Below are 25,011 nucleotides of genomic sequence, written 5' to 3'. Positions count from 1 at the left end.
TTTGTCTTCTTTTTGTAACACGATTTCAGAAAAAAATTGAATGATTTTTAGAAAGAATATTGGGAAACTTTGATTTTTAGCAGTTTGTATTCGAATTTTTTTTTATATATTTTTTTGTTTTAAGTGTTTTAAAACGTCCTTTTTTAGTTTTTAAGGGAAGTATTATATATTAATTTGAGCATGTAGAGTGTCAATATTCCTATTGAATGGATGCTATATTTTATGACACTTCTTTTTTATAAAGACTCCCAAATAGAATGTTAATTTTCACTTTCTATATTTGGCGAATAAGCCTTATATTTGCACACTTAAAAAAATCAAGTATACATGTCATTATCCAATATTCTTACCCCATCTATAGAGAAAGCCATTCAAACTTTGTTTGATGTAACCATTGATAAAATAGAGTTTCAAGCGACCAGAAAAGAGTTTGAAGGCGATATTACTATGGTTATTTTTCCATTGCTTAAGGTGGTGAAAAGTAATCCTGTTGAATTGGGAAATAAAATTGGAAATTATCTTGTTGAAAATGTTTCGGAAGTAGCACGTTTTAATGTGGTTTCTGGATTTTTGAATATAGTAATTGCAGATTCTTATTATTTGAATTTCTTTAACGGAATCAGAAGTGCCAAAAAATTCGGATTTGTAACGCCTTCGGCAAATGACAAGGCGGTGATGGTAGAGTATTCTTCTCCAAACACCAACAAACCGTTGCACTTAGGACACGTTCGTAATAATTTATTAGGTTATTCGGTAGCCGAAATTATCAAAGCTTCGGGCAAAAAAGTATACAAAACACAAATCATCAACGATAGAGGAATCCATATTTGTAAATCCATGTTGGCTTGGCAAAAATTTGGAAATGGAGAAACTCCAGAATCTACTGGATTGAAAGGCGATAAATTGGTTGGTAACTATTATGTAGCTTTTGATAAAGCGTACAAAACAGAAATTACTGAATTAATGGAGGCCGGTAAAACAGAGGAAGAAGCAAAAAAAGCAGCCCCAATTATTCTTGAAGCTCAACAAATGCTTTTGGATTGGGAGAATGGAAAACCGGAAGTAATTGCACTTTGGAAAAGCATGAACCAATGGGTTTATGATGGTTTTGCTACTACTTATAAAAATCTAGGAGTAAATTTCGACAGTTATTACTACGAAAGCAATACCTATTTATTGGGTAAAGATGTTGTTCAAATTGGTTTAGAAAAAGGGATTTTTGAAAAAGATCCGGACGGTTCAGTTTGGATTGATTTGACAGATGAAGGTTTGGATCGTAAGATTGTATTACGTTCAGACGGGACTGCGGTTTATATGACTCAAGATATTGGAACTGCAATTCAACGTGTAAAAGATATGCCAGATGTTGGCGGAATGGTTTACACAGTTGGGAACGAACAAGATTATCACTTTAAAGTATTGTTCTTGATTCTGAAAAAATTAGGATTTGACTGGGCTTCTAATCTTTTTCACTTATCGTACGGAATGGTTGATTTACCTTCTGGAAAAATGAAAAGCCGTGAGGGAACTGTAGTAGATGCTGATGATTTGATGCAAGAGATGACCGATACAGCTCAAAAAATTGCCGAAGATTTAGGTAAATTAGATTCTTATTCGGTTGAAGAAAAATCAAAATTATACAATACGATAGGTCTTGGAGCGCTTAAATATTATATTTTGAAAGTAGATCCAAAAAAACGAATCCTTTTTAATCCGGAAGAATCGGTAGATTTTGCTGGAAACACTGGACCTTTCATTCAATATACATACGCCAGAATTCAATCAATTATTCGCAAAGCTGATTTTGATTTTGCAGTCAATGCAGGAATTGAAGAACTTCACGAAAAAGAAAAAGAATTGGTAAAACAACTTGAATTGTTTCCAGAAGTGATTCAGAATGCGGCTCACAATCACAGCCCTGCTTTGATTGCTAACTATACATACGATTTGGTTCGTGAATACAATTCTTTTTATCAAGCCGTTTCTATACTTGGTGAAACTGATTTGAACAAAAAGATATTCAGAGTGCAATTGTCCAAAAAAGTGGCAGATGTCATTGCTGATTCCTTTAGTTTATTAGGGATAAATGTACCGGAGAGAATGTAATTTTTACAAATAAAATTTAAGGAGAGGCTGTCTATATTTTTAGACAGCCTCTTTTTTATTTGTTAGGGACGGGGGAATTTTGGTTTAATTGAGAATCATTGCAATTTTAATTCATTGCTAATTCATTGTTTGTTTTAACAATTTGGCCTGTTGAACTAATTTGTATATTTTGAGTTTGATTATCTTTTTTAAGTTTCAAATGGTATGTTTTTTTTAATATTGCTCCTTTTTGTTGAGAATATTCAAACTTACTTTTTGTAATTGTCCATTCAGGATACCACATAAAGACAAAACGCATTATTTCTCTTGGTAATTCTGCATTTGCATATTTTTCATTAACCCGTACTAGTACTCCGTGTTGATTGTAAGTTGCCACCAAGAAGCCTTTTTCATTTTCTAAAGTCACTAAATACTCGTCGAAATTTCTGCACTCTTCATTATCTACATTGTACAAAATGAATTCGTTTTGAGTGTTTCTGATAACTGCATCAGGATTGTTGTCTGGAATGTATTTTGAAACATTTTTAGTGTATGAAACTAATACTTCTGGTAATACTTCCATTTTTAAAGTTTCTGCTTTTTTATCAGCTGTTTTTTGGTCTTGTGAATACGTCGCAGAAAAGAAGCTAAAGCAAAGGGCAAAGGTGATAATTGTTCTCATGATCTTGTATTTTTTTATATTGTTTTTTTAATGATTTTTATGTTTTTATTTTATAGTATAAAAGTACATTTATTTTTGAAATAGCAAAAATATTTTTTTATTAATTTTTTAAAAAAAACAAATAATTTTTGCAAATACAATAATTTTATGTGTTTATTTTAATTTTTGATTAAATTATTCTTTATTTTTTAACATTAAGACGTTATTTAAAAAGCTTCTTTTAGCAAACTGTAAAATAAACGAAAACGTTTGATAGAAATTAATGCTAAAAGCGTAAAATCCGACTTAATTATCAATCAGAAGACATGAAAAACTAGTCTTAAATTGTATAAAAGATGACATCTCAAAATATATCTTTTTATATGCTGCTTTTGCAGTAATTTTGAATTCCTTAAATTCTGCTTTTCATCACAAATTAAATTTTATCAGATACTGCCTAAAACAAAAAATCCGTCCCATTTTATTAAACGGGACGGATTTTTTTATGTGCTGTCTCTATGTCTGTTTATCAATTTGAAATAATCAGATAATTGATTTCTACTGGTTTTAGAATTTTATCTTCACTGACACAATCTACCAAAAAGCGTAATTCCTCCAGTTCTTTTCTGTTTAGCAGAATAATAAAATTAGACTGTAAAGTTGGAATCGGAATCTTCTTTTCATAAATTGAATTTTTATATTCCCTTTCCCAATAATCAATATCTATTTGGTCCAAATAATTGGCAAAACTCGTCATTTCGATGCTACTCAAATCAAAGGTCAAATTATTAAACAGCAATTGATACATGTCTCTATGTTGGCAACACAACAGAATTCCATTAGAGGTTCGGTTTAATACTTTTAGATTGCACATAAGCGTAATTCTTAATTATTTTATGAGTAAAGAAATATGATTTTTGCTGGTTCCATTAGTCAATTTTCAATTGAAAAAAGACATTGAATGTTATCGTAGCATTATTTAATTAAAAATAATTTTAGCAAAAATAATATTTTTATTTAGAATAAATAAAAATAAAATATTTGTTTGTAAAAAAGGAATTGACGGCAAATAATATGTATAATCATTTTTAGTTCGTTTTACTGTTTTTGGAGAAAGGAGGCTAGATTTATAGGGCCTCTTTTTATTGTTTTGAATTTTATTTTAAAACAATTGCTTTTTTATTTCTAATACTATTTAAACTTCAATATCAAATCATTAAATTTGCGCCTTAATTAAAGAGAAATAAAATTATGTTCGATAATTTAAGCGATAAACTAGACAAAGCCTTTCATATATTAAAAGGACACGGAAAAATCACAGAAGTAAACGTAGCCGAAACTTTGAAAGAAGTGCGTCGTGCTTTACTTGATGCCGATGTCAATTTTAAAATTGCCAAAGATTTTACAACCAAAGTAAAAGAGAAAGCAATAGGTCAAGATGTATTAACGACATTGCAACCTGGACAATTATTGGTGAAATTAGTCAAAGATGAGCTTACTGAATTGATGGGTGGAGATGTTGCGGGAATCAATCTTTCGGGCACGCCATCTGTTATATTAATGTCAGGATTGCAAGGATCTGGTAAAACTACTTTTTCTGGAAAATTGGCTAATTATCTTCAAACAAAAAAGAATAAGAAAGTGCTTTTGGTTGCCTGTGATATTTATCGTCCGGCGGCTATTCAGCAATTGTATGTTGTAGGAGATTCTATTGCTGTTGAAGTATATTCTGAGCCAGAAAATAAAAATCCAGTTGAAATTGCTCAAAATGCAATTAAGCATGCAAAAGCGAATGGATTTAATGTGGTAATTGTCGATACTGCTGGTCGTTTGGCTGTCGATAAAGAAATGATGGATGAAATTGCCAAAGTGCATAAAGCCATCCAACCACAAGAAACTTTATTTGTTGTGGATGCCATGACAGGTCAGGATGCCGTGAATACAGCAAAAGCGTTCAACGATATCTTGAATTTTGATGGGGTTATTTTAACCAAATTGGACGGGGATACTCGTGGTGGAGCTGCAATTTCTATTAAATCGGTAGTGAACAAACCAATTAAGTTTGTGGGTACTGGTGAGAAAATGGATGCGATTGATGTTTTCTATCCAAATCGTATGGCAGAACGTATCCTTGGTATGGGGGATGTTGTGTCGTTGGTGGAAAGAGCGCAAGAGCAATATGACGAAGATGAAGCTAGAAAAATCCAAAAGAAAATTGCTAAAAACGAATTTGGTTTTGATGATTTCTTGTCTCAAATTCAGCAAGTTAAAAAAATGGGTAATATGAAAGACTTGGTTGGAATGATACCAGGTGCTTCAAAAGCGATGAAAGATATCGAAATTGAAGACGATGCTTTCAAACATATTGAAGCGATTATTCATTCAATGACTCCTGTTGAAAGAAGTAAACCTGCAATAATTGATGTAAAAAGAAAAGCTAGAATTGCCAAAGGATCTGGGACAAAAGTTGAGCAAGTGAATCAATTGATGAAACAGTTTGAACAAATGAGCAAAATGATGAAGATGATGCAAGGCCCAGGAGGAAAAAACCTGATGAAGATGATGGGCGGAATGAAAGGGATGCCAGGCGGAATGCCGAGATAAAATAGAATGTTTAAGGTTTAAAGTTTCAAATAGATTGAAAATTTAGACCTTAAATTTTTTAAATTAAACAGATAATAATTATATAATTTGAGTTTCGCCTTTTAAACTTGAAACTTTAAACCTCAAACATTTAACTTTTTAAAAAATGCAAATACTAGACGGAAAAAAAACATCGCAGGATATTAAAAATGAAATTGCTGCTAAAGTAAAAACAATGAAAGACAATGGGGAAAAAGTACCTCATTTGGCTGCTGTAATTGTTGGAACTGATGGAGCAAGTTTAACTTATGTGGGAAGCAAAGTACGTTCTTGTGAACAGATTGGCTTCGAATCAACATTAGTAAGTTTACCTGCTGATATTACCGAGGAAGCATTACTTGCGAAGATTAAAGAATTAAACGAAGATGATAATTTGGATGGTTATATTGTTCAATTGCCATTGCCAAAACATATCGACGAACAAAAAATACTTATGGCTATTGATCCTGAAAAAGATGTGGATGGTTTCCATCCTGCTAATTTTGGAAAAATGGCTTTGGATATGGAAACATTTTTGCCTGCAACTCCATTTGGAATAATGGAATTGTTAGAGAGATATAAAGTAGAAACTGCAGGTAAACACACCGTAGTTATTGGACGTAGTCATATTGTGGGAAGACCAATGAGTATCTTGATGAGTCGCAAAGGTTATCCTGGGGATTCTACAGTGACACTTACTCACAGTAGAACTAAAAATATTGAAGAATACACGAAAAGTGCAGATATTATCATTACGGCTCTTGGTGTTCCAAATTACTTGAAAGCCCATATGGTGAAAGATGGAGTTGTAGTAATTGATGTAGGTATTACAAGAGTGGAAGACGCTTCACATCCAAAAGGATATGTAATCACAGGTGATGTTGATTTTGATGGAGTTAGCAAGAAATCTTCTTTCATCACTCCAGTTCCAGGAGGAGTAGGACCAATGACTATTGCAATGTTGTTGAAAAATACACTTTTAGCAAGAGAAATCAGAAGTAGAAAATAAAAGCATTATCATAAAATTTAAAAAGCCGTTTCATTTAATTGAAACGGCTTTTTAGTATTTAATAATCGCCTCTTTTCTTAAATCGAGGGTCGTCTCTTTTGATGAATTCGGTTCTTCTTTTTTGAGGTTCCGCTTTTGGTAAGCTGGCTTCTTCGGTTTTACTGGAAGGTTCAATTAGTGCATTGAGTTCTTTGATTTCGTAATCGGTTAAATCACGGTAGCGACCGACAGGAACGTCCAGAGAAATATTGATGATTCGGATGCGTTTTAGGGCAGTAACTTCGTAGCCTAAATATTCACACATTCTACGGATTTGACGATTCAATCCTTGAGTCAGAATGATCTTGAAAATGTATTTACTGATTTGTTCTACTTTACATTTGCGTGTAACCGTATCTAGAATTGGCACGCCATTTCCCATTCGTTCTATAAAACGGTCGGTTATGGGTTTGTTTACCGTTACGGTATATTCTTTTTCGTGGTTGTTTCTGGCGCGCAATATTTTGTTGACAATATCACCATCGTTGGTCATAAAAATTAAGCCTTCACTGGCTTTGTCCAAACGGCCAATTGGGAAAATACGTTTTGGATAATTGATGTAATCCACAATGTTATTATGAACCTCCAGATTGGTGGTGCATTCTATTCCTACAGGCTTGTAGAACGCAAGATAAACGGGTTTTTCATTTTTCTCACGGATTAGTTTTCCATCTATGCGCACTTCGTCATCCGGTGAAACTTTTGTCCCGAGTTCTGGTACCACTCCATTGATGGTTACCCGGCCTTCTTCAATAATTTTATCGGCCTCGCGACGGGAACAATAGCCTGTTTCTCCTATGAATTTATTGAGGCGTTTTAGATTTTCTTCCATACTGCAAAAATAGTCTTTTTTTAGATTGTTGGGTAGTTAGATTATTAGATTGTTGGCTTGTTGATTTCGGTTATTTCTATAATCTGAGAATTCGATCAAAAAACACACACACTTGCAACTTAAATATTAATTCAGAAATCTAATAATCGAACAATTTATTTTTCAAATAAAAAACGATATATTTCTTGGTACAAATCATCATCGTGCATGGAATGTCCTAAATCTTTGGTTGTGATGAAACGACCTTTTTTCCAGCCGCTTGCAATTTTTTGGCCTTCTTCATATGAGACTACAGTATCGGCGGTGTCATGGGCAATAATCCCTTCAATTTTGATATGTTTGGCAAATGCGCCACCAGAAAAATCTTCTAGTTTGAAATTAAAATTTTCCAAGTAGCGTTTTTCCAAAAGTGTGAACATTTTTCGATTTATGCTCAACATTTTGATATAATTGTCTATCAATGTTTTCAAATCGGACGGAGCACCTAGGATCACCATTTTTTCAATGCTGGTTTCTGGATGTATATATTGATGATAGATACAGGCCGCGCCACCTATGGAATGACCAATGATAATGCTTGGGTTGTATTTTTCGACAGCTTTATTGATAAACTCTGCATAACGTGGTACGTTGAATTCCTTACCACTGCTTTGTCCGTGGGCGGGAGCGTCTATAGCGATGATGGTGCTTCCGGATTTTTGTAGATAGGGCAGGGTTTTCTCCCAACGGGCCGAATTGCTTTCCCAGCCATGAACTAAAAGGATTCTGGTGTTATTTCCTTCCCAGGTATAGGTTTGAAACTGGTGTTCGTTGTGCCAGAAGGTTTCTTTGATTGTATTTTGCAGAATTTCTGGGATTTGTTCATTGGATATTTTTCCAATTCTGGGATTCGTAAAAAGTGCATAGGATAGTTGCAATGCTTTTTTTGGTTGAACCAAACTGAGTAGGTTGATGTAAAGACCAACGGATTTGACAGTTAGAAATCGGATGCTTTTTTTTAGGTTCAAAATATGGGGGTATAAAAAAAAGTCCCGATTAGATCGGGACTCAGATTTTTTAGAATTTAGAAAATAATTGTTCCATTTTCTCTCTTTCTTCTTCAGCCAGAACACTGTCGACTAAGATTCTTCCAGAGTGCTCATCGATTAAGATTTTCTTTCTAGAAGCAATTTCTACTTGTGTTTGTGGCGGAATCGTGAAGAATGATCCTGCTGATGCACCTCTTTCGATAGAAACAACTGCTAGTCCGTTACGAACACTACTTCTGATTCTTTTGTACGCTACCAATAAACGTTCTTCAATTAATGCTTCATATTCTGCCGATTTCTCAGTCAAGAAGATTTCTTCTTTTTGAGTTTCAGCCATTATAGACTCCAATTCTGATTTTTTATGTTTCAAGTGAGATGATTTAGATTCCAATCTCTCTTTTGAAGAAGAAATCACTTCTTTTTTATGCTCAATAGAAGCTTTCATTTCTTTGATTTGCTTTTCGGCCAATTGAATTTCTAATTCTTGAAATTCGATTTCTTTAGTCAAAGAGTTGAATTCGCGGTTATTACGAACGCTTTCTTGTTGTTTAGTGTATTTTTTGACAGCTTCTTTGTGTTCGTCAATTGCATTCTTTTTTTCCTTGATAAGGTTTTCGATAACTTCTAATTCCCCTTTCAATTTCTCTGAACGAGTGCTTAAACCTGCAACTTCATCTTCTAAATCCTCAACCTCTAAAGGAAGTTCTCCTCTAACGTTTCTGATTTCGTCAATTCTAGAGTCAATTAGTTGTAAATCGTAAATTGCTCTTAACTTGTCCTCAACACTTAATTCTTTCGTATTCGCCATATTCTATAAGTACTTAACTGGATTTGTATTTTCTTCCGATAAAATGATTGCAAAATTAAGGATTTTTTTTCTAAGATAATCAACAATATACTCTTTTGTATAGCGTTCACTTTCAAAATGTCCAATATCGGCCAATAAAAGTTGATTTTCGGCTTCGTAATACTGATGATATTTCAAATCAGCAGTCAAAAATACATCAGCACCGGCTTGAATGGCATTTTTTATGGCAAAACTTCCTGATCCGCCCAAGACTGCCACTTTTTTTATTTTTTTTCCTGTAAAGGCTGAATGACGAATTCCGTTGGCTCCCATTTTATCTTTTGCATACTGAAGAAAATCCTTTTCGTCCATAGCTTCTTCCAGTTCACCAATCATTCCCAGGCCAATATGATTAAAGGTGTTTTTCATATTGTAGATTTCAGTGGCGACTTCTTCGTAAATATGGTTTTCTCTTAATGCTTTTATGATTTTTGCTTCTAGATGCTTGGCATAAACAACTTCGATTTTAACCTCGGTTCCTCTGGATAGCACGCCTCTTTCACCAATGGTTGGTTCGCTTTTTTCATTACCTTGGTATGTGAAAGTTCCCTCTGAGTTGAAACTGCATTTGTCATAATTTCCAATACTTCCTGCTCCAGCTTCAAACAAAGCATTTCGAACTTTTTCGGCATTGTCTCTAATAGTATAAGTAACTAATTTTCGGATGTGATTTTGTTTTGGGATTAAGATTTGAGTGTTTATCAGTTCTAAAGTATCACAAAATATTTTGTTTACACCTTCTGGGTGGTTGTCCAATGCGGTATGGACAGCATAAATGGCAATATCATTTTTTATAGCTTTGAGAATAGCTCGTTCTACATAATTTTTTCCGGTTATTTTCTTTATGCCATTGAATAAAATAGGATGAAAACAAACAATCAGATTACATTTTTTGGCAACGGCTTCGTCAATTACATTTTCTAAAGCATCATGACAAACTAGAATGCCCGTTGCCTCAGTATTTTCATTTCCTATTATTAAGCCTACATTGTCAAAATCTTCAGCATAAGCCAATGGGGCCATTTCTTCAAGAACAGAAAGAATTTCTTTTATTGTAATCATTTTTTTTAATCTTTTCGGGGTATTTATTAATCTGTATTTTATAAATTAATAACGTCAATTATTTGAAATTAATTTGTAGAAGTTATTATTAGTTTGTTTTTAATAATTTCCGCTCAAAGATAAAATATTATATTTTCGAAAAATCAATTTCTTTCGAAAAATATTGCTCCTATTTGTTATTTTTTATGATGTTTTTTCTAAAGCTAAATTTGCTTTGTTATAAGATAATTTAGAGTTTTATAGATGGAAAAACTTACTGTATGAGAAGTAATTTAAAGCGTATTAATAAGTCTGCAAAACTTGTTTGTAAGGATCAGTTGGCTACAAAAAATTCTTCTAATCATAACAATATTGTTATGATTAGAAGAATGCATTAGTAAACGGCTTTAGCTTTTAAGTCTTTATATTCGGCTGTCATATCCAAAGCATTGTATACACTCAAAAGACTTTGTGAAATCTCTTTGTCTTTCGGGTCAATTTCAACTGCTTTTTTGAGATAAGGAATTACTCCTTTATAAATTTCTTCTTTTTTTATTTTTAAAACATTGTATTTCTTCATGTCTTTTGCAGAAGCTCCTAATTTGTCCATGTCGTCATTTATTGTTTTTAGTCCTTCGAGTTTTAAAACGGATAAATTAATGTAAGCTTTGATGTATTGTGGGTCAATGGAAATTGCTTTCAAGTAAAAAGTTTCGGCTTCGCTAGGGTTATTTGCTTTTGCGCTTAGTACTCCTAGATTGAAAACTAAATTCACATCATTTGGATTCTTTTCCAAAATAGCAGCTACCATTTTTTTGTACAAATCATAGTCTTTTGATTCCAGATACAAATCCGCTTCTGTTAGTGCCAAAGAATAGTCTTCAGGATTTTTTTTCCGTGCATCCGAAATTGCTTTTTTTGCCTTTTCTGTTTCCCCGTTTTGAACATAAATCAGGGCAATGTTTTTATAAATTTCGCCTCTTTTTGATAATCCTTTTTCGGTTCTTGGTTTTTCATGAGTGCCAGCTTTAACAAAAATGTCTCTTTCATTAGCAGTTGGGAAGCTATCTTCAACTTGAGTAGTTTTATTTGTTGCATAATAATAAGTGCCAATTCCAGAATAGTTAATTGTTTTAAGCGTTTCGTAATGTTTAAGTGCGGAAGCAAAATCTTTTCCACTTACAAAGGCTGATGCTGCATAATATAAGTTTATTGTGTCTTTCTTGTCCAGTAAATAAGCTTCGTATAGTTTATTACCACATTCGATAAATTTATCAGCTTTAGAATCTTTTATGGCACTATTCACTAATCTTCCTTTAATGCTCTTAAAAGAAAGCTGTACCTGACTGGAGTATTTGATTTTTCCCGATTCGGATTCGGCTTTGATTAATTCTTGGAAAGCTTTTGCAGCCAAAGCTAAATTTTTTCCCTCTTCAATATTTTTATCGGCTAATCCTAAGTAAGAACTTCCTTGGACAAAATAAAACAAGGTTTTGTCTTCATCATTCGAATTATAAATTTGATATTCGATACTTTTAAGAATAATAACAGCATCTTGAAGATTTCCATTATTCATTTCTTTTTCAGCTGCTTTTATTTTATCTTTTTGAGCTTGAATAGTTCCTGCAAACAATAACAATGTAATACCAATAATGTAGTTTTTTTTCATGTTGAGAAGATTGTAGGTTAAACAAATTTGAGATTTTATTGCATTTTTAATTTTGATTATGTTTATATTTTTAGCGAAATTAACATGTAATTGTTTGATTTTTAACAAAAATACAATTAAAATTTAATTTCGGATTCTTTTTTAGGAAAAAAAGATTGTTGTAAAATCGATTTGGTAATTAGCTAAAAAAAGGTATGTTAATTTGTAGTTATCTTAATCTCGGGTGTCATTTTTTATTAAAAACTGACATGGTAAAAAGCGATTCTTCTAAGTACCTTAAATAGTGTTTTAAAATTTTTATAAATAAGTATGGCTTTTATTTTTTTTGAAAATCTACTTCGAATGGCTTTCCAATTGGTTTGAGCATTTTAGACTTGTAATTACTTTCTGCATTATCATAAATGTTTTACTTTCGTAAAATGAATTTACTGCGAAAAATATTGTTTCCATTTGCCATTTTGTATGGCTTTATTACCAGTATTCGGAATTTACTTTTCGATACAGGGATTTTAAAGTCCTATTCTTTTGATTTACCTGTTATTGCAGTAGGAAATCTAAGCGTGGGTGGAACGGGAAAGACTCCTCAAATAGAATATTTGATTCGGTTACTTTCCGATAAATATAAAGTGGCAACTTTAAGTAGAGGTTATAAAAGACAATCAGAAGGATTTGTTTTAGCTAACTCAACTTCGGATGCATTAGAATTAGGTGATGAGCCATTTCAGTTTTATCAAAAATTCAAAAACATTCAGGTAGCTGTAGATGCCAATCGGAAGAATGGAATTGTACAATTGCTTTCCAATTCAGATTCTCCAGAAATTATATTGTTAGATGATGCTTTTCAGCACCGAAAGGTAAAAGCTGGATTTTATATTATGCTTACTGCTTATGGAGATTTATACTGTAATGATCTTATGTTGCCAACCGGAAATTTAAGAGAGAGTAGAAGCGGCGTACAAAGAGCCAATATCGTCATTGTTACTAAATGTCCTTCAAACCTTTCTTTGGAAGACCGAAAAAACATAAAAAAACATTTGGATCTTTCTCCAGATCAAAGTTTGTTCTTTACCTTTATAGAGTATGAAGATGTGGTTTATTCGGAAGAAAAAACGGTAAAAGTTAGCGAAGTGAGAAGTATGGACAAAATACTTTTGGCTGGAATAGCAAAACCCGAATCGTTTTTTGCCCATTTAAAGAAAGGTGATGACGAATGCCTGACTTTTCCTGATCACCATCATTTTAGCGAGAGCGAATTACAGGAAATTAAGAAAAAAGCAGGGGATAAGATTATTGTAACAACCGAAAAAGATTATGTACGTTTGAAAGGAAGTGTTTTAAGTGAACAGCTTTATTTTTTGCCAATTAAAAGTTCGTTTCTTTCAGATGGAGATAATTTTGATAAAAATATTTTGAACTATGTGGGACAAAGTGCAAGAAACCGTTAGTTATATAAAAAATAAAATAAATTTCAGCCCTGAATTTGGAGTGATTTTAGGATCCGGATTGGGTGGATTTACTGATGACATTATAATTGAGTATACATTGCCTTACCAGGAGATTCCAAATTTCCCTATTTCAACAGTTGAAGGACATAAAGGAGCATTGGTTTTTGGGACTATTGGCAGTAAAAAAATTGTTGCCATGCAAGGGCGTTTTCATTTTTACGAAGGATATTCCATGAAAGAAGTGACTTTTCCAGTTCGTGTGATGAAGTATTTAGGAGTTGAAAAGTTAATAGTTTCCAATGCTTCTGGTGGTGTAAATCCCCGCTACAAAGTTGGTTCTATCGTGATTATAAAAGATCATATCAATTTTATGCCGGAACATCCTTTGCGAGGAAAAAACGATGAACGTTTTGGGCCAAGGTTTGTGAATATGAGCCAGCCATATTCTGTCGAAATGATTTGTAAGGCCAAAGAAATTGCACAAGAGCTAAGTATTGAAGTACACGATGGAGTTTATTTAGGGTTACAAGGACCAACTTTTGAAACCCTATCCGAATATAGAATGGTTAAGATTCTGGGTGCCGATTGTGTGGGGATGTCAACGGTTCCAGAGGTAATTGTGGCACGTCATATGGACTTGGAAACGTTTGGTGTTTCTATTATCACTGATATAGGAGATGAAGCAAGCATACTGACTATTTCACATGATGAGGTTTTAGAAGCGGCCAAAAAAGCGGAGCCCCAATTGCGTAGATTGATTAAGGAATTGATTGTAAGAGGTTAAGAATTGATTATATTTAGGGCAATGATAGAGTAAAAATCTTCGGCTACAAATGGTTTTGTGATTACATCTGTCATGCCAAAAGAAAGTAGCATCTCCCTGTTCTCATTTAATGAAATGGCTGTAAGGGCAAGTATAGGAGTTTTGGTGTCAAATTCTCTAATTTGTTGTGTTGCGATTGTGCCGTTGATTCCCAACAAATGAACATCCATTAAGACCATATCGAATGCTTTGCTTTTTAGCATTTGAATGGCCTCTTCACCATTGTCTAAAATAGTGCATTTCATCGCTTTATTTGTCAACATTTTTTTCGTAATCATTTGGTTGATTTTGTTGTCTTCAACCACCAGTATTTTTTTGTCTTTAAAGATTTCCGGATTGTAATTTTTGATTACAGCTTTATTTAGCAAAGGTTTGCTGTCTACTTTGAAATTCAATTCAAAGGAGAAAGTAGATCCTTCTCCAACAACGCTTTTCAGCCTTATTCGACCGCCTAAGATACGAACCAGTTTTTTTACAATGGTTAATCCCAATCCGGTACCTCCAAATTTTCTATTGATCTCTACAGATCCTTGTGAGAAACTTTCAAAGACAGTCTTTAATTTGTCTTCGGGAATTCCAATGCCTGTATCAATAATTTGGAAAAAGATAGTAGCATTTTCATTTTGATAATTTCTTAACCGGGCAAAAACATTGACTGTTCCATTATTGGTAAATTTCAATGCATTATTGATCAAATTCATGAAAATTTGAGACAGTTTTGTGGGGTCACCTATTAGGTTTTCCGGTATGGCAGAATCTATTTTGAGAATAAACTTATTGTTGTTTACAGTGGCAATTTCTTTGAGCGAGTTTTGGATATCCCCCAATAATTGTTTGAGATTAAAATTAATATATTCTATTTCTAATTTATTGGATTCAATTTTATTTATTTCTAAGATATCATTGATAAAGTTGGTTAAGTAGTTGCCTGAAAATTTTAATGAAGACAAATAATGCATCTGTGATTTTTTTGGATGTTCTTCCAATAACAGGTGTGTAATCCCGTTGATGGCATTCAATGGCGTTCGGAGCTCGTGACTTACTGTAGATAGAAATTCAGATCTTGCTTTGGAAGCCTCTTCGGCTTTGTTCTTGGCTGCAATCAATTCATTGTTTTTTTCTTTCAATAATGAATTGGTTTGATTGCGAATGATGTTATTTTTGTAAAGAGATAAACTCAAAAGTGATAAAATTGAAATAATTGCAATGGCTAAAATACTGATGAGTTTGGAAAATTTATCGGCTTTTTCCTTTTCTTTGTTTTCTTTTTCAATTAATAATTCTTCTTTTTTTCGTTGAGATTCTTTAAAGGTTTCATAGTCGTTTGTTCCTAGTTTTTCTTCATTTGCAAGTACTATGCTTTCCTTTAGATTCAAATGTTTTTTTAAATAGGTATAGGCAGTAGATTTGTCCAGTAATTTGTCATAAACCATACTTAAGGCTAACCAAATATTAGACTTTTGATTTAGGTTTTTAGTTTCTTTATTTAATTCTAAAGCTCGGTTGAAGTAATTCAAGGCCAGATTGTACCTATTGTTTGCAGCTTCAATCGTTCCCATCTGATAAAAGGCTTCGGCTTTTGAATTTGTTAAATCAGGACTGTCTGGTTTTGCAATAATGTCGTTAAAAAGGATTGAGGCCAATGCGGTGTCGCCCCTTAATTTTGAAAGTACTCCTTTTTGTAGTCTGATTAGATCCGCTTTATCCTTTATTTTTAATTTTTTTTGAATTTCTTCGGTTTTTAGAATAGAGCTTTCGGCAAGGATGTAGTTTTTTCTCTCTACACAGGACAAGCTTATATAGTAATAGGCAAGTGCGATTTTATCATTGGGCTTTTTGGAAATACTGTTAAATAATACAATACTTTTGCTTAATAATTCGATAGCATCATTATGGAGGTTTAGATCAAAATATATTTTACCTAAGTTGAATGTTTGAGCAGCTTGTGCTTCAATATTTTTGTTTTTTTTACAATAATCGATTGATCTTTGAGTGTATAATAAAGCCTCTTTATATTTATTGTTTTTAATATTCTCGCTTGCCAATTTGGAGTAATAAGTGACGCTGTCAACTTTATTCTCTATTTGAGAATAGAGCAGTGAATGAAAAAAAACAGTAAATAATAAAAAGTGTTTCATGTTTGATGGAAATTTTTATTATTATTTAACAACAAAATCAAATCAATGATTCTAGAGGAATACCCAATTTCATTATCATACCAACCTACTACTTTTACCATTTTATCGATTACAGATGTAAGTTGTGAATCAAATATACATGAATTTTTATTACCAATTACATCTACAGAGACAATAGGGTCATCTGTATATTCTAAAATCCCTTTCAAATTGGTTTGTGATGCTAACTTAAAAGCGTTGTTTATCTCTTGAATGGTTACCCTTTGTTTTACATTAAAAGTAATATCAGTCAAAGAGCCATCGGGTACGGGTACTCGAATTCCACAGCCGCCCATTTTGCCATCCAGAGATGTGAAAATTTTAGTCAATGCTTTTGCCGCACCAGTTGTTGTTGGGACAATAGATTGACTTGCACCTCTCGCCCTACGCAAATCTTTATGGGGTTGATCGTGTAAACTTTGGTCGGTAGTGAACGAGTGTATGGTAGTGATATAGGCTTGTTCAATCCCGCAAAGTTCTTCAATCACTTTGATCATTGGAGCTGCATTATTAGTGGTGCAACTGGCATTGGATATAATGATTTCTGTCCCGTCAAGAATGGATTCATTAACTCCTAGGACCACAGTTTTTATATTGTCCACTTCAGAGGGGGCTGAAAGAATTACTCTTTTGGCACCTGCCAAAACATGGGCATTTATCTCTTCAAAAGTTTTGTATTTACCGGTAGACTCTACAACAAAATCAATATTAATGCTTTTCCAGTCCAGGTTTGGGATACTTTTTTCGTGAAAAAACAAAAAGTGTTTCCCATCAACCACAATTCCTTTTTCATCATGGTTTACTGCAACGGGTAAAACACCGTGAATGCTGTCGTATTTTACTAAATGAGCCATTGTTTTTTTATCTGCAATGTCATTTATGGCAACTACTTCTATGGTGGGATGGTTTAAAAGCAAACGAAATAAATTTCGCCCAATTCTTCCAAATCCATTAATCGCGATTCTTGTTTTCAAGCCTTTTGTTTATTTGTTTAATCGTTAAACCGTTTATTTGTTTAATTGCGATGTCGATTAAACAAATAAACGATTAAACTTTTTTATAAAATATGTTTTTGTGCTTTGTAAGAAGATCGAACCAATGGTCCACTTTCTACATGGCGGAAACCTAGCTCCAAACCGTATTTTTCATATTTTTCGAATTGATCCGGTGTTATGAATTCTTTTACAGGAAGGTGTTTTTTACTAGGTTGTAAATATTGACCAATAGTAACAATGTCAACATTGGCTGCTCGCAAATCACGCATGGTTTGAAAAACTTCTTCTTCCTGTTCACCAAGACCCAGCATAATTCCAGACTTAGTTCTGTTAATTCCTTTTTCTTTTAGGTATCTCAAAACTTCAAGACTTCGGTCATATTTGGCCTGTATTCGTACTTCGCGAGTCAGTCTTCGAACAGTTTCCACGTTATGTGAAACTACTTCTGGATTGGCTTCTACTATACGGTCAATGTTTCTTTCAATTCCTTGAAAATCAGGAATTAGAGTTTCTAAAGTTGTGTTTGGATTCATTCTGCGAATTGCTTTAACGGTTTCAATCCATATGATTGAACCACCATCCTTCAAATCGTCTCTGTCAACACTGGTAATTACAGCATGTTTTATGTTCATTATTTTTATGGAACGAGCCACTTTCTCAGGTTCATCCCAATCTACAGTTTCTGGCCTTCCAGTTTTTACACCACAAAAACCACAAGAACGCGTACATACATTTCCTAAAATCATAAATGTTGCTGTTCCTTCTCCCCAGCATTCCCCCATATTAGGGCAGCTTCCAGAAGTACAAATCGTATTGAGGCTATATTTATCTACCAAACCACGAAGTTCAGTGTATTTTTGTCCTATTGGGAGTTTTACCTTCAACCATTTTGGCTTTCCAACAGGCAATGTGTTATCTAAAACAGTTTCCATATTTCAATTTTCAGAGTACAAAGATAATGAATGTTGTTTTAGAATTAGAGTTCTCAATTTGCGAATTTTGATAAAACTTGTTTGGTTATCAAGTCAACTTTTAGATTTTTAAATTAAAAATGTTCTTGTAGATAGATTTAATTTAAGGGATTATAGTGTTAAATTTTGGATATTAAAATAAAAATGGAATTCTGTAGTTTTTAAAGTTGTAGTATATTTGTACTTTAAAACAAATAAATTAAAAGATGAATACAAAACCATTATTATTAGGAGCTTTTTCAATATTGTTTGGGTTATCTGCGGCCCAAGCACAAATTAATTTTGGAGAAAGAGCATTGGGTGCTGTTCAAAAGGGAATGACAGGATTTACTTTTACCGACGCAGATGCGGCCGCATTGTCAAAACCAGCTGTTGATAAAATGGATGCCGAAAATAAAGTGGCTGGACCAACAGATCCTTACGCTATCCGTTTGGCTAAAGTTTTTGGAAAATATACAAAAGGGGAGTTTTATACCTTGAATTATAAAGTGTATCTTACCAAAGATGTCAATGCATTTGCGACAGCAGATGGCAGTGTGCGTGTTTTTTCGGGATTGATGGATGTAATGGATGATAACGAATTAATAGCGGTAATTGGTCATGAAATTGGTCACGTTAATAATCATGATTCCAGAGATGCCATGAAAGCTTTGTATCAAAAAGAAGCTTTAATTGATGCAGCAGCTTCGCAATCTACAAAAGTAGCGGCTGTTACCGATAGTCAATTGGCTAAAATTGGTAGTGCAATGATTGATAGTAAATACAGTCGTAAACAGGAATCTGAAGCTGATTTATTTGCGTATGATTTTATGAAGAAAAATGGCTATGATGTAAATGCTGAGGAATCTGCTTTTAGAATATTGGCAAAAATGAGCGAAGGTGCTCAAGGTTCATTTATAGACCAAATGATGAGCTCACATCCTGATTCCAGTTTAAGAGCGGATGAAGCCAAGGCTAGAGCTGAAAAGGACGGTTTGTACAAACCTTATGTAAAAAAACCTGTTGTGACGACTCCTGTGAAGAAAGCAACAACAACCAAAAAGAAGACTACTAAAAAGAAAAAATAAATTTTATAGGGTCTGTAAAAAAGAGAAAGCCGAATTTTAAAGTTCGGCTTTCTCTTTTTATAATACACCAAATTAATTTGGTTGAATAGTGATCGGTAAATTATAGGAAGTTCGAACCGCCTTGCCTTCAAACATGCCTGGCGACCATTTTGTTCTTAAAGATTTTAATACACGTATCGCTTCAGCTCCAAGACCATAACCTGGGTCTTTTAAAATTTTTATATCTGTCATGCTTCCGTCTTTTTCAATAACAAAAGAAACACTCACTCGGATTGCATTTTCACTGTCTATTTCGGGTTTTTCAAAATTATTACCAACATAAGTATAGAATTTTTTGATTCCGCCCGGAAATTCTGGCATTTTATCAACCATATTGCTTGTTAGAATCGTGTTCTCAGTAATGCTGGGGCTGCTTGAGACAGCTGTGCCGGTTGAAGGGGTTGTCCCTACTCCTGAACCAGCTACTCCCGATGTGTTATCGCTAGGATTGGTTTTTAGATCGATGTTGGATGCAATATCTTTTGGGGTTGCTGCATCAGGATGAACGATTTGTGGATTTATTAGTTGTAAATCGGTATTGATGTTCTGCTTGATTGGTTTTTTAATTTCAGGCATAGGTTCTTCAACTTTTGCTTGAGGCGGTACGTAAGGAGTAAAATCCACAACTACAACTGGAGGTAAGTCTGGCACTAATGATGGAATCCGATGTTCTGGATTTAGATAATTGTAAACCATTGGTATACTAATGACCGCAGTCAAAAGTGATACTCCCATAAAGAGTGCAAAAAAGGATGTCTTTGTGTTTTCTTGGCGTAAATGATACGCACCGTATTCTTTGTTTCTGTTTTCGAATACAAGGTTAATCCAGCTAGTTTCGAAGATGTTTGATTTAGACATAATTCATGGATTTAATGGTTAAGTAATAATTAAATCATAAGCTAAAGTGGTTTTAGTTTCTAACGCAAATAACAGGAATTTTAGTATATATGGATGTGATTATTTTTTAATAAAATTGTTAAATAAGTATTCTTATAGGTAAATATATAAATATTTAATGAATATAACTATGATTATTTAACAAATTAAGCTCTATTAATGCAGATTACTTTTGAAGGTTCTAGTATAATAGTGTACTATGTTTTCCGGAGTGTTGTTTAATAAGATCTTTTGATGAAATTATCGTCTGTTTTTGATAATTTCAGAAAGTAATTTTTTGGCACGAAGCAATTTGATCTTTACATTACTTAATGGCTCGTCTATTTTATTGGCGATTTCCTGGTAACTCATTTCCTGGAAATAACGTAGCTGAATCACTTCCTGATAATGGGGTTTCAATTCTTTGATGAATTGTAATAATTGTGAAAGATTTTGTTCTGTAATTAAAACGTCTTCTGCCGATGGGGTTGTATCGGCAACATTGTAAGCCGTTTGGTCTTGCTCGTCTGTTATTTCGATAAAAAGGCTTGATTTTTTTTTGCGGATTAAATCGATATGTACATTCTTGGCAATAGAAATCAACCAGGTATTGAATTGAAATTCCGAATTGTATGTGGCTATTTTATCAAATGCTTTGGAGAATGTCTCAATGGTAATGTCTTCTGCGATGGTTTCGTTTTCAGTGCGTTTTAGCATAAAACCATAGACCTCATTCCAATAGTAATCCAATAGAAAGGTAAAGGCAACTTGATTTCCTTTTTTCGCTTTTTCTATTTGTTTGCTTATTTCCAATTCGCAGGTTTTGAGAAGATATTGGTTATAAAGATATTAATTTGAGTGAATATAAGTATAATTTCTATAATTGGATACCAATACATCACATCTTTTTCTTTTAATTTTCCAGCTGCAAATCCAGTAACAATCCAAGTAATTAAATATCGAGACCCAATAAGGCTTAATACTAATATCCATTGAAACTGAAAAGCTAGTAATACTATCGGTAATAACAGAAACAACAATTGTGAACTAAAGAAAAGTCCTAATTGTATTTTGTCAAATGTTTTGTAATATTTGGCAGTGGCAACATGTCTCCTTTTTTGAGTAAACCAATCTTTAAAAGTGGTTTTTGGAGCTGAATATGTGAAGCTTTCTGAAGAATAAGCAATTGTTGTATTGTCTGAATCTGCTGCTTGATTGATGAATAAATCGTCATCTCCAGATCGAACTTGGATATGATCGATAAAACCGTTTACATTGAAAAATTCTTCTTTTTTATACGCTAAATTACGGCCTACACCCATATAAGGTTTGCCCATTTTCGCCCATGAAAAATATTGGGTGGCAGTAAGCAAAGTTTCGTATCGGATTATCTTATTCAAAAAAGAATTAGCTATTTTTTCATAACCTCCATAGCCTAAAACGATGGTTCTTTGTTTTGTAAATTGGGAACTCATAGCTGTTATCCAATCTTTGGAAGTGGGATAGCAATCGGCATCAGTAAATAACAGATATTCTTTTTTTGCGGCTTTAATACCCAGCGTTAAAGCATATTTTTTGTTTCCCCAAAAAGCTTCGTTATTTTTTACTTTAACCAAACGAATGTTAGGGTACTGTTTTTCAAATTCTTCAAAAATATCCAAAGTGTTATCTCTCGAAGCATCATCTATCAAGACAATTTCAAAATCTGGATAATTTTGTTCAGCCAATAAAGGAATGTATTTAATAACATTTTCTTCTTCGTTTTTGGCACAAACAATTACAGAAATTGGAATGTTTTTAGGTTCAATTTCCTGCGCTTTTGCAAAAGAAAATTTTGCAAAAACTACTAGATAATAAAAAAGTTGAATGACAACTATTGCAATAAAAAAATATAAAGTAAAGGTTAGCATCATTTGTATTTTTTGGCTTTTAAAAACGATTGCAAATGTAATTAGCAATTGTCAATTATCAATGTAAAATCAGTAATTACTTTCTATTTTTAGCCATTTCTTTTGCTACAGCCATGGATTGAGGGTTTTCTGTTTTTTCTAATTCGGAAATAATATTCGAATAATTTTTGTCATCTCGGTTTTGCGACATTTTGGTTTGCGCTTGAATTTCTTCTATTTTGATTTCAAAAGATATAATTCCTCGGGTCTGCATCATCGTTTTCTTTGATAATTCTGCCACTCGAACCGGACATTTGGAATTTTGTTCATACTTGTCCACAAGTTTGGTCAGCGTATCAATTACGGCATCTCCTTCAATGATTTTTATCTTTCCATATATATGAACTGCCGAGTAATTCCAAGTGGGAACATTTTCGTGATCGTACCAAGATGAAGAAATATAGGAGTGAGGCCCTGTAAATACAGCCAGAACTTGATTGTCCGATTCAAATGCTGTCCATTGCGGGTTCTCTTTTGAGATGTGTCCCATTAAAACTTCTTCTCCTTCTTTGTTGATTTCAAGTTCCAACGGAATATGAGTTGCCCATAATTTTCCATTGGTTTGATTGATTAGAATGCCAAAAGCATTTGCTTTGAGAAAGGTTCTGATGGCTTCTTTATCTTCGTTTTTGTATAGATCAGGAATGTACATTTTTATGATTTTAAAGTGATTTTTGAAAACAAACAGCGTCTAGACGACCAATATATTTACCGTAGTTTGGTATTTTTATATAGTTTGCTTTCAAATAAAATGAACAAGCTTCTTCGTTTTTCACCCTTGTTTCCAAAACTAATTCTTCATACTCCAGCTCTTTTGCTTTTGTTTCCAAAAAAGATAAAATCGATTGTCCAATATTTTTTCTTGGATATTTGGCAAACATTCGTTTTACTTCGCCTCTTTTTTCAGAGAGAGGTCTAATTGCTCCACATCCCACAATTTCAGTATTTAATTCGGCTATCACAAATACATATTTAGGATTGTTACAGTCCCAATCAGTAAATGAGTTTTTACCGTCACTTCCAAATCGTTCATAAAGATTTTGCGATAATTCCTCTGTTATAGAAGAAGCACTAGAATCATTTGGATTTGAAATTTTTATTTCTAGCATTTTTTAGAATCTATATTATATTCACTTCAGCCTCAATGTGAATGCCAAATGTATTGAAAACAGTGTCTTGGACAGTTTTGGAAACATCCAAAATTTCCTGTCCAGTTGCGCCTCCATAATTTACGAGAACAAGTGCTTGATTTTTATGAATTCCGGCATCTCCAAAACGTTTTCCTTTTAAACCGGCTTGTTCAATCAGCCAGCCAGCAGGAATTTTGACTTCCGTTTCTGAAATATCAAAGAATCGCATTTCTGGAAAATTTTGATGGATTTTCTCAAAATCAGACTTTAAAAGGATTGGGTTTTTGAAAAAACTGCCACTGTTTCCTAATTCGGCAGGGTCCGGTAATTTGCTTTTGCGAATGGCAATCACTGCATTACTCACGTCTTTTAAACCGGGAGTTGTGATGTTATTTTTGGCTAATTCGGCGGTGATGTCACCGTAGGAAGTGTTTATTTTATGGTTTTGTTTCGTTAGTTTGAAAACAACAGAGGTTATAATGTATTGGTCTTTTACTTCGTTTTTAAAAATACTTTCTCGGTATCCAAAATTACATTCTTCTTTGTTGAAGGTTCTCATTTCTAGACTTTCGATATTTATCGCGTCGCAGGAAACAAAAGTGTCCTTGATTTCAGTACCATAAGCGCCGATGTTTTGTACTGGCGTTGTGCCAACATTGCCTGGAATGAGCGACATATTTTCGAGTCCGCCAAAGTTTTGGTCTATCGCCCAAAGCACAAATTGATGCCAATTTTCGCCCGCCTGACTTTCTACCCAAACATAATCGGCATCTTCTTTCAGTATTTTTTTTCCTTTTAAATCAATATGGATTACGAGGGCTTCGATATTTTTTGTCAAAAGCATATTGCTTCCTCCTCCAAGAACGAATTTCTTTTGGTTTTTGTTTTGTTCCAAAATGCTTTTCAATTCGGAGACACTGTGAACGGCAACAAATTGTTCGGCTTTGGCTTCAATGCCAAATGTATTGTAGTTTTTTAAAGAAAAATTATTTAAAATCTCCATAAAGAATTGAAATTAAGTGGTGTTTTGGCTTTATTCTGAATATAGAGCTCTATCGATAAAATTATTGAAAGGTTTTAACGCCAACATTTTTTCGGCCATGATGGATACGAAATCTTTTTGGGTAACCAATTTGGTATCGAAAGACTGAGTGGCAGTAAAGCTTTTCAGTTTCAGGAATTCAATGGCAGGATCTTCTTTATCGTAGCCTTTTGGTGGGTTTTTCAAAGTCGAAGTTTCGTCCCTATTCAGATTTTGATAAATAGATTTAAATTTTTTGTCATTTAAAATTTCCTGTAAATCATCATAGAAAAAGTGAATTTCTTTTCTGATTTTTTGAAGCTGGTCGGGCTGTGGGCAATACAATCCGCCGCCTACAAAGCATTTTCCATTTTCTATATGAAGATAATATCCGGAGGCTTCTGCATTTTTGGCCCCTGCGGATATCCAAACGCCTAAATTAGTTTTGTAGGGAGATTTGTCTTTGGCAAACCGAATATCCCGATTGATTCTAAACGTACAGTTTTTGACTTCCAACATTTCCAATGAAGGGTCAAGTGGTTTAAGCGTGTCGAGAAAAGAAGCCACCAATTGATGATAATCTTTCTTTACGGCTTCATAGCGTTTTTTGTTTTCAAGAAACCAATCACGATTGTTGTTGGCTTTTAAATCTTCGAGGAATTGTAAGGTATCTTTTGAGAGCATA

General features: G+C 33.4%; 23 protein-coding genes. 6 read left to right on the top strand and 17 right to left on the bottom strand.

Going from position 1 to position 25,011, the window contains the following annotated elements; translation table 11 throughout:
• Positions 1-327 precede the first annotated feature (327 nt).
• Entirely contained in the window at positions 328-2,106 is a 1,779-nt protein-coding gene (gene argS / locus DOS84_RS14025) for an arginine--tRNA ligase (RefSeq protein WP_111410746.1), read from the top strand.
• A gap of 106 nt (positions 2,107-2,212) precedes the next feature.
• Here argS and DOS84_RS14020 read toward each other — a convergent pair whose 3' ends face one another.
• Both DOS84_RS14020 and DOS84_RS14015 read right to left on the bottom strand, forming a co-directional pair.
• Positions 2,213-2,767, bottom strand: a complete 555-nt coding sequence (locus DOS84_RS14020) for a hypothetical protein (protein ID WP_111410745.1) — start codon at positions 2,765-2,767, stop codon at positions 2,213-2,215.
• Between the two features lie 508 nt (positions 2,768-3,275).
• Entirely contained in the window at positions 3,276-3,620 is a 345-nt protein-coding gene (locus tag DOS84_RS14015; protein WP_124020648.1) for a DUF6686 family protein, read from the bottom strand.
• A gap of 377 nt (positions 3,621-3,997) precedes the next feature.
• Between DOS84_RS14015 and ffh the strand changes: the two genes are divergently transcribed.
• Together ffh and DOS84_RS14005 are read left to right on the top strand one after the other, a co-directional pair.
• Positions 3,998-5,350, top strand: a complete 1,353-nt coding sequence (gene ffh / locus DOS84_RS14010; protein WP_111410743.1) for a signal recognition particle protein — start codon at positions 3,998-4,000, stop codon at positions 5,348-5,350.
• Between the two features lie 145 nt (positions 5,351-5,495).
• Positions 5,496-6,377, top strand: coding sequence for a bifunctional 5,10-methylenetetrahydrofolate dehydrogenase/5,10-methenyltetrahydrofolate cyclohydrolase (locus tag DOS84_RS14005; protein ID WP_111410742.1), 882 nt, complete (start codon positions 5,496-5,498; stop codon positions 6,375-6,377).
• Between the two features lie 58 nt (positions 6,378-6,435).
• Here the strand turns inward: DOS84_RS14005 and rluF are convergent, their stop codons facing one another.
• From rluF to DOS84_RS13980, 5 genes are all read right to left on the bottom strand, one after another.
• On the bottom strand, positions 6,436-7,248 hold the full coding sequence (rluF, locus tag DOS84_RS14000) for a 23S rRNA pseudouridine(2604) synthase RluF (RefSeq protein ID WP_111410741.1): 813 nt from the start codon (positions 7,246-7,248) through the stop codon (positions 6,436-6,438).
• 155 nt (positions 7,249-7,403) lie between these two features.
• Positions 7,404-8,255: an alpha/beta fold hydrolase gene (locus tag DOS84_RS13995; RefSeq protein ID WP_111410740.1), complete on the bottom strand. Its 852-nt coding sequence runs from the start codon at positions 8,253-8,255 to the stop codon at positions 7,404-7,406.
• Between the two features lie 49 nt (positions 8,256-8,304).
• Entirely contained in the window at positions 8,305-9,084 is a 780-nt protein-coding gene (locus DOS84_RS13990; RefSeq protein WP_111410739.1) for a zinc ribbon domain-containing protein, read from the bottom strand.
• Positions 9,085-9,087: 3 nt separating this feature from the next.
• The gene (locus DOS84_RS13985; protein ID WP_111410766.1) at positions 9,088-10,182 is read right to left on the bottom strand and encodes a Nif3-like dinuclear metal center hexameric protein; all 1,095 of its coding nucleotides are present in this window, start codon (positions 10,180-10,182) and stop codon (positions 9,088-9,090) included.
• A gap of 376 nt (positions 10,183-10,558) precedes the next feature.
• Positions 10,559-11,833, bottom strand: a complete 1,275-nt coding sequence (locus DOS84_RS13980; RefSeq protein WP_111410738.1) for a tetratricopeptide repeat protein — start codon at positions 11,831-11,833, stop codon at positions 10,559-10,561.
• A 419-nt stretch (positions 11,834-12,252) separates the two neighbouring features.
• Between DOS84_RS13980 and lpxK the strand changes: the two genes are divergently transcribed.
• Both lpxK and DOS84_RS13970 read left to right on the top strand, forming a co-directional pair.
• A complete protein-coding gene (gene lpxK, locus DOS84_RS13975) occupies positions 12,253-13,278 on the top strand; it encodes a tetraacyldisaccharide 4'-kinase (protein ID WP_111410737.1) in 1,026 nt (341 codons plus the stop codon).
• Complete coding sequence (locus tag DOS84_RS13970) at positions 13,250-14,062, top strand: purine-nucleoside phosphorylase (protein ID WP_111410736.1); 813 nt, start codon at positions 13,250-13,252, stop codon at positions 14,060-14,062. Before lpxK ends, DOS84_RS13970 begins: the two co-directional genes overlap by 29 nt.
• Here DOS84_RS13970 and DOS84_RS13965 read toward each other — a convergent pair.
• The 3 genes from DOS84_RS13965 to lipA all read right to left on the bottom strand — a co-directional run bounded on the left by DOS84_RS13965 (position 14,059) and on the right by lipA (position 18,205).
• A complete protein-coding gene (locus DOS84_RS13965; RefSeq protein WP_111410735.1) occupies positions 14,059-16,239 on the bottom strand; it encodes a tetratricopeptide repeat-containing hybrid sensor histidine kinase/response regulator in 2,181 nt (726 codons plus the stop codon). The two genes, DOS84_RS13970 and DOS84_RS13965, sit on opposite strands and share 4 nt — an antisense overlap.
• Positions 16,236-17,252 carry a type I glyceraldehyde-3-phosphate dehydrogenase gene (gene gap / locus DOS84_RS13960; RefSeq protein ID WP_111410734.1) on the bottom strand — a complete coding sequence of 339 codons (1,017 nt, stop codon included), beginning with the start codon at positions 17,250-17,252 and terminating at the stop codon, positions 16,236-16,238. The genes DOS84_RS13965 and gap overlap by 4 nt, the downstream gene beginning before the upstream one ends.
• An 83-nt stretch (positions 17,253-17,335) precedes the next feature.
• Complete coding sequence (gene lipA, locus DOS84_RS13955) at positions 17,336-18,205, bottom strand: lipoyl synthase (RefSeq protein ID WP_111410733.1); 870 nt, start codon at positions 18,203-18,205, stop codon at positions 17,336-17,338.
• Between the two features lie 245 nt (positions 18,206-18,450).
• Between lipA and DOS84_RS13950 the strand changes: the two genes are divergently transcribed.
• Positions 18,451-19,311, top strand: a complete 861-nt coding sequence (locus DOS84_RS13950; RefSeq protein WP_111410732.1) for a M48 family metalloprotease — start codon at positions 18,451-18,453, stop codon at positions 19,309-19,311.
• Positions 19,312-19,383: 72 nt separating this feature from the next.
• On the opposite strand, the gene DOS84_RS13945 is transcribed toward DOS84_RS13950, so the two are convergent.
• From DOS84_RS13945 to DOS84_RS13915, 7 genes are all read right to left on the bottom strand, one after another.
• Positions 19,384-20,208, bottom strand: a complete 825-nt coding sequence (locus tag DOS84_RS13945; protein ID WP_111410731.1) for an energy transducer TonB — start codon at positions 20,206-20,208, stop codon at positions 19,384-19,386.
• Between the two features lie 279 nt (positions 20,209-20,487).
• Positions 20,488-21,039, bottom strand: a complete 552-nt coding sequence (locus tag DOS84_RS13940; RefSeq protein ID WP_111410730.1) for an RNA polymerase sigma factor — start codon at positions 21,037-21,039, stop codon at positions 20,488-20,490.
• Positions 21,030-22,136: a glycosyltransferase gene (locus DOS84_RS13935; RefSeq protein ID WP_111410729.1), complete on the bottom strand. Its 1,107-nt coding sequence runs from the start codon at positions 22,134-22,136 to the stop codon at positions 21,030-21,032. Before DOS84_RS13935 ends, DOS84_RS13940 begins: the two co-directional genes overlap by 10 nt.
• Before the next feature lie 76 nt (positions 22,137-22,212).
• Positions 22,213-22,827 (bottom strand): FMN-binding negative transcriptional regulator, encoded by a 615-nt coding sequence (locus DOS84_RS13930; protein WP_111410728.1) that lies wholly within the window; start codon positions 22,825-22,827, stop codon positions 22,213-22,215.
• Positions 22,828-22,837: 10 nt separating this feature from the next.
• Positions 22,838-23,284, bottom strand: coding sequence for a GNAT family N-acetyltransferase (locus tag DOS84_RS13925; RefSeq protein WP_111410727.1), 447 nt, complete (start codon positions 23,282-23,284; stop codon positions 22,838-22,840).
• Between the two features lie 10 nt (positions 23,285-23,294).
• Entirely contained in the window at positions 23,295-24,308 is a 1,014-nt protein-coding gene (gene murB / locus DOS84_RS13920) for a UDP-N-acetylmuramate dehydrogenase (protein ID WP_111410726.1), read from the bottom strand.
• Between the two features lie 30 nt (positions 24,309-24,338).
• Positions 24,339-25,010: a DUF2461 domain-containing protein gene (locus tag DOS84_RS13915; RefSeq protein ID WP_111410725.1), complete on the bottom strand. Its 672-nt coding sequence runs from the start codon at positions 25,008-25,010 to the stop codon at positions 24,339-24,341.
• Between the last annotated feature and the right edge of the window lies 1 nt (position 25,011).

Source organism: Flavobacterium aquariorum (genome assembly GCF_003254745.1).
Taxonomy (GTDB): Bacteria; Bacteroidota; Bacteroidia; order Flavobacteriales; family Flavobacteriaceae; genus Flavobacterium; species Flavobacterium aquariorum.
The sequence above is the reverse complement of the archived record's forward strand: the minus strand, read 5'-3'. Positions and strand labels throughout refer to the sequence as shown.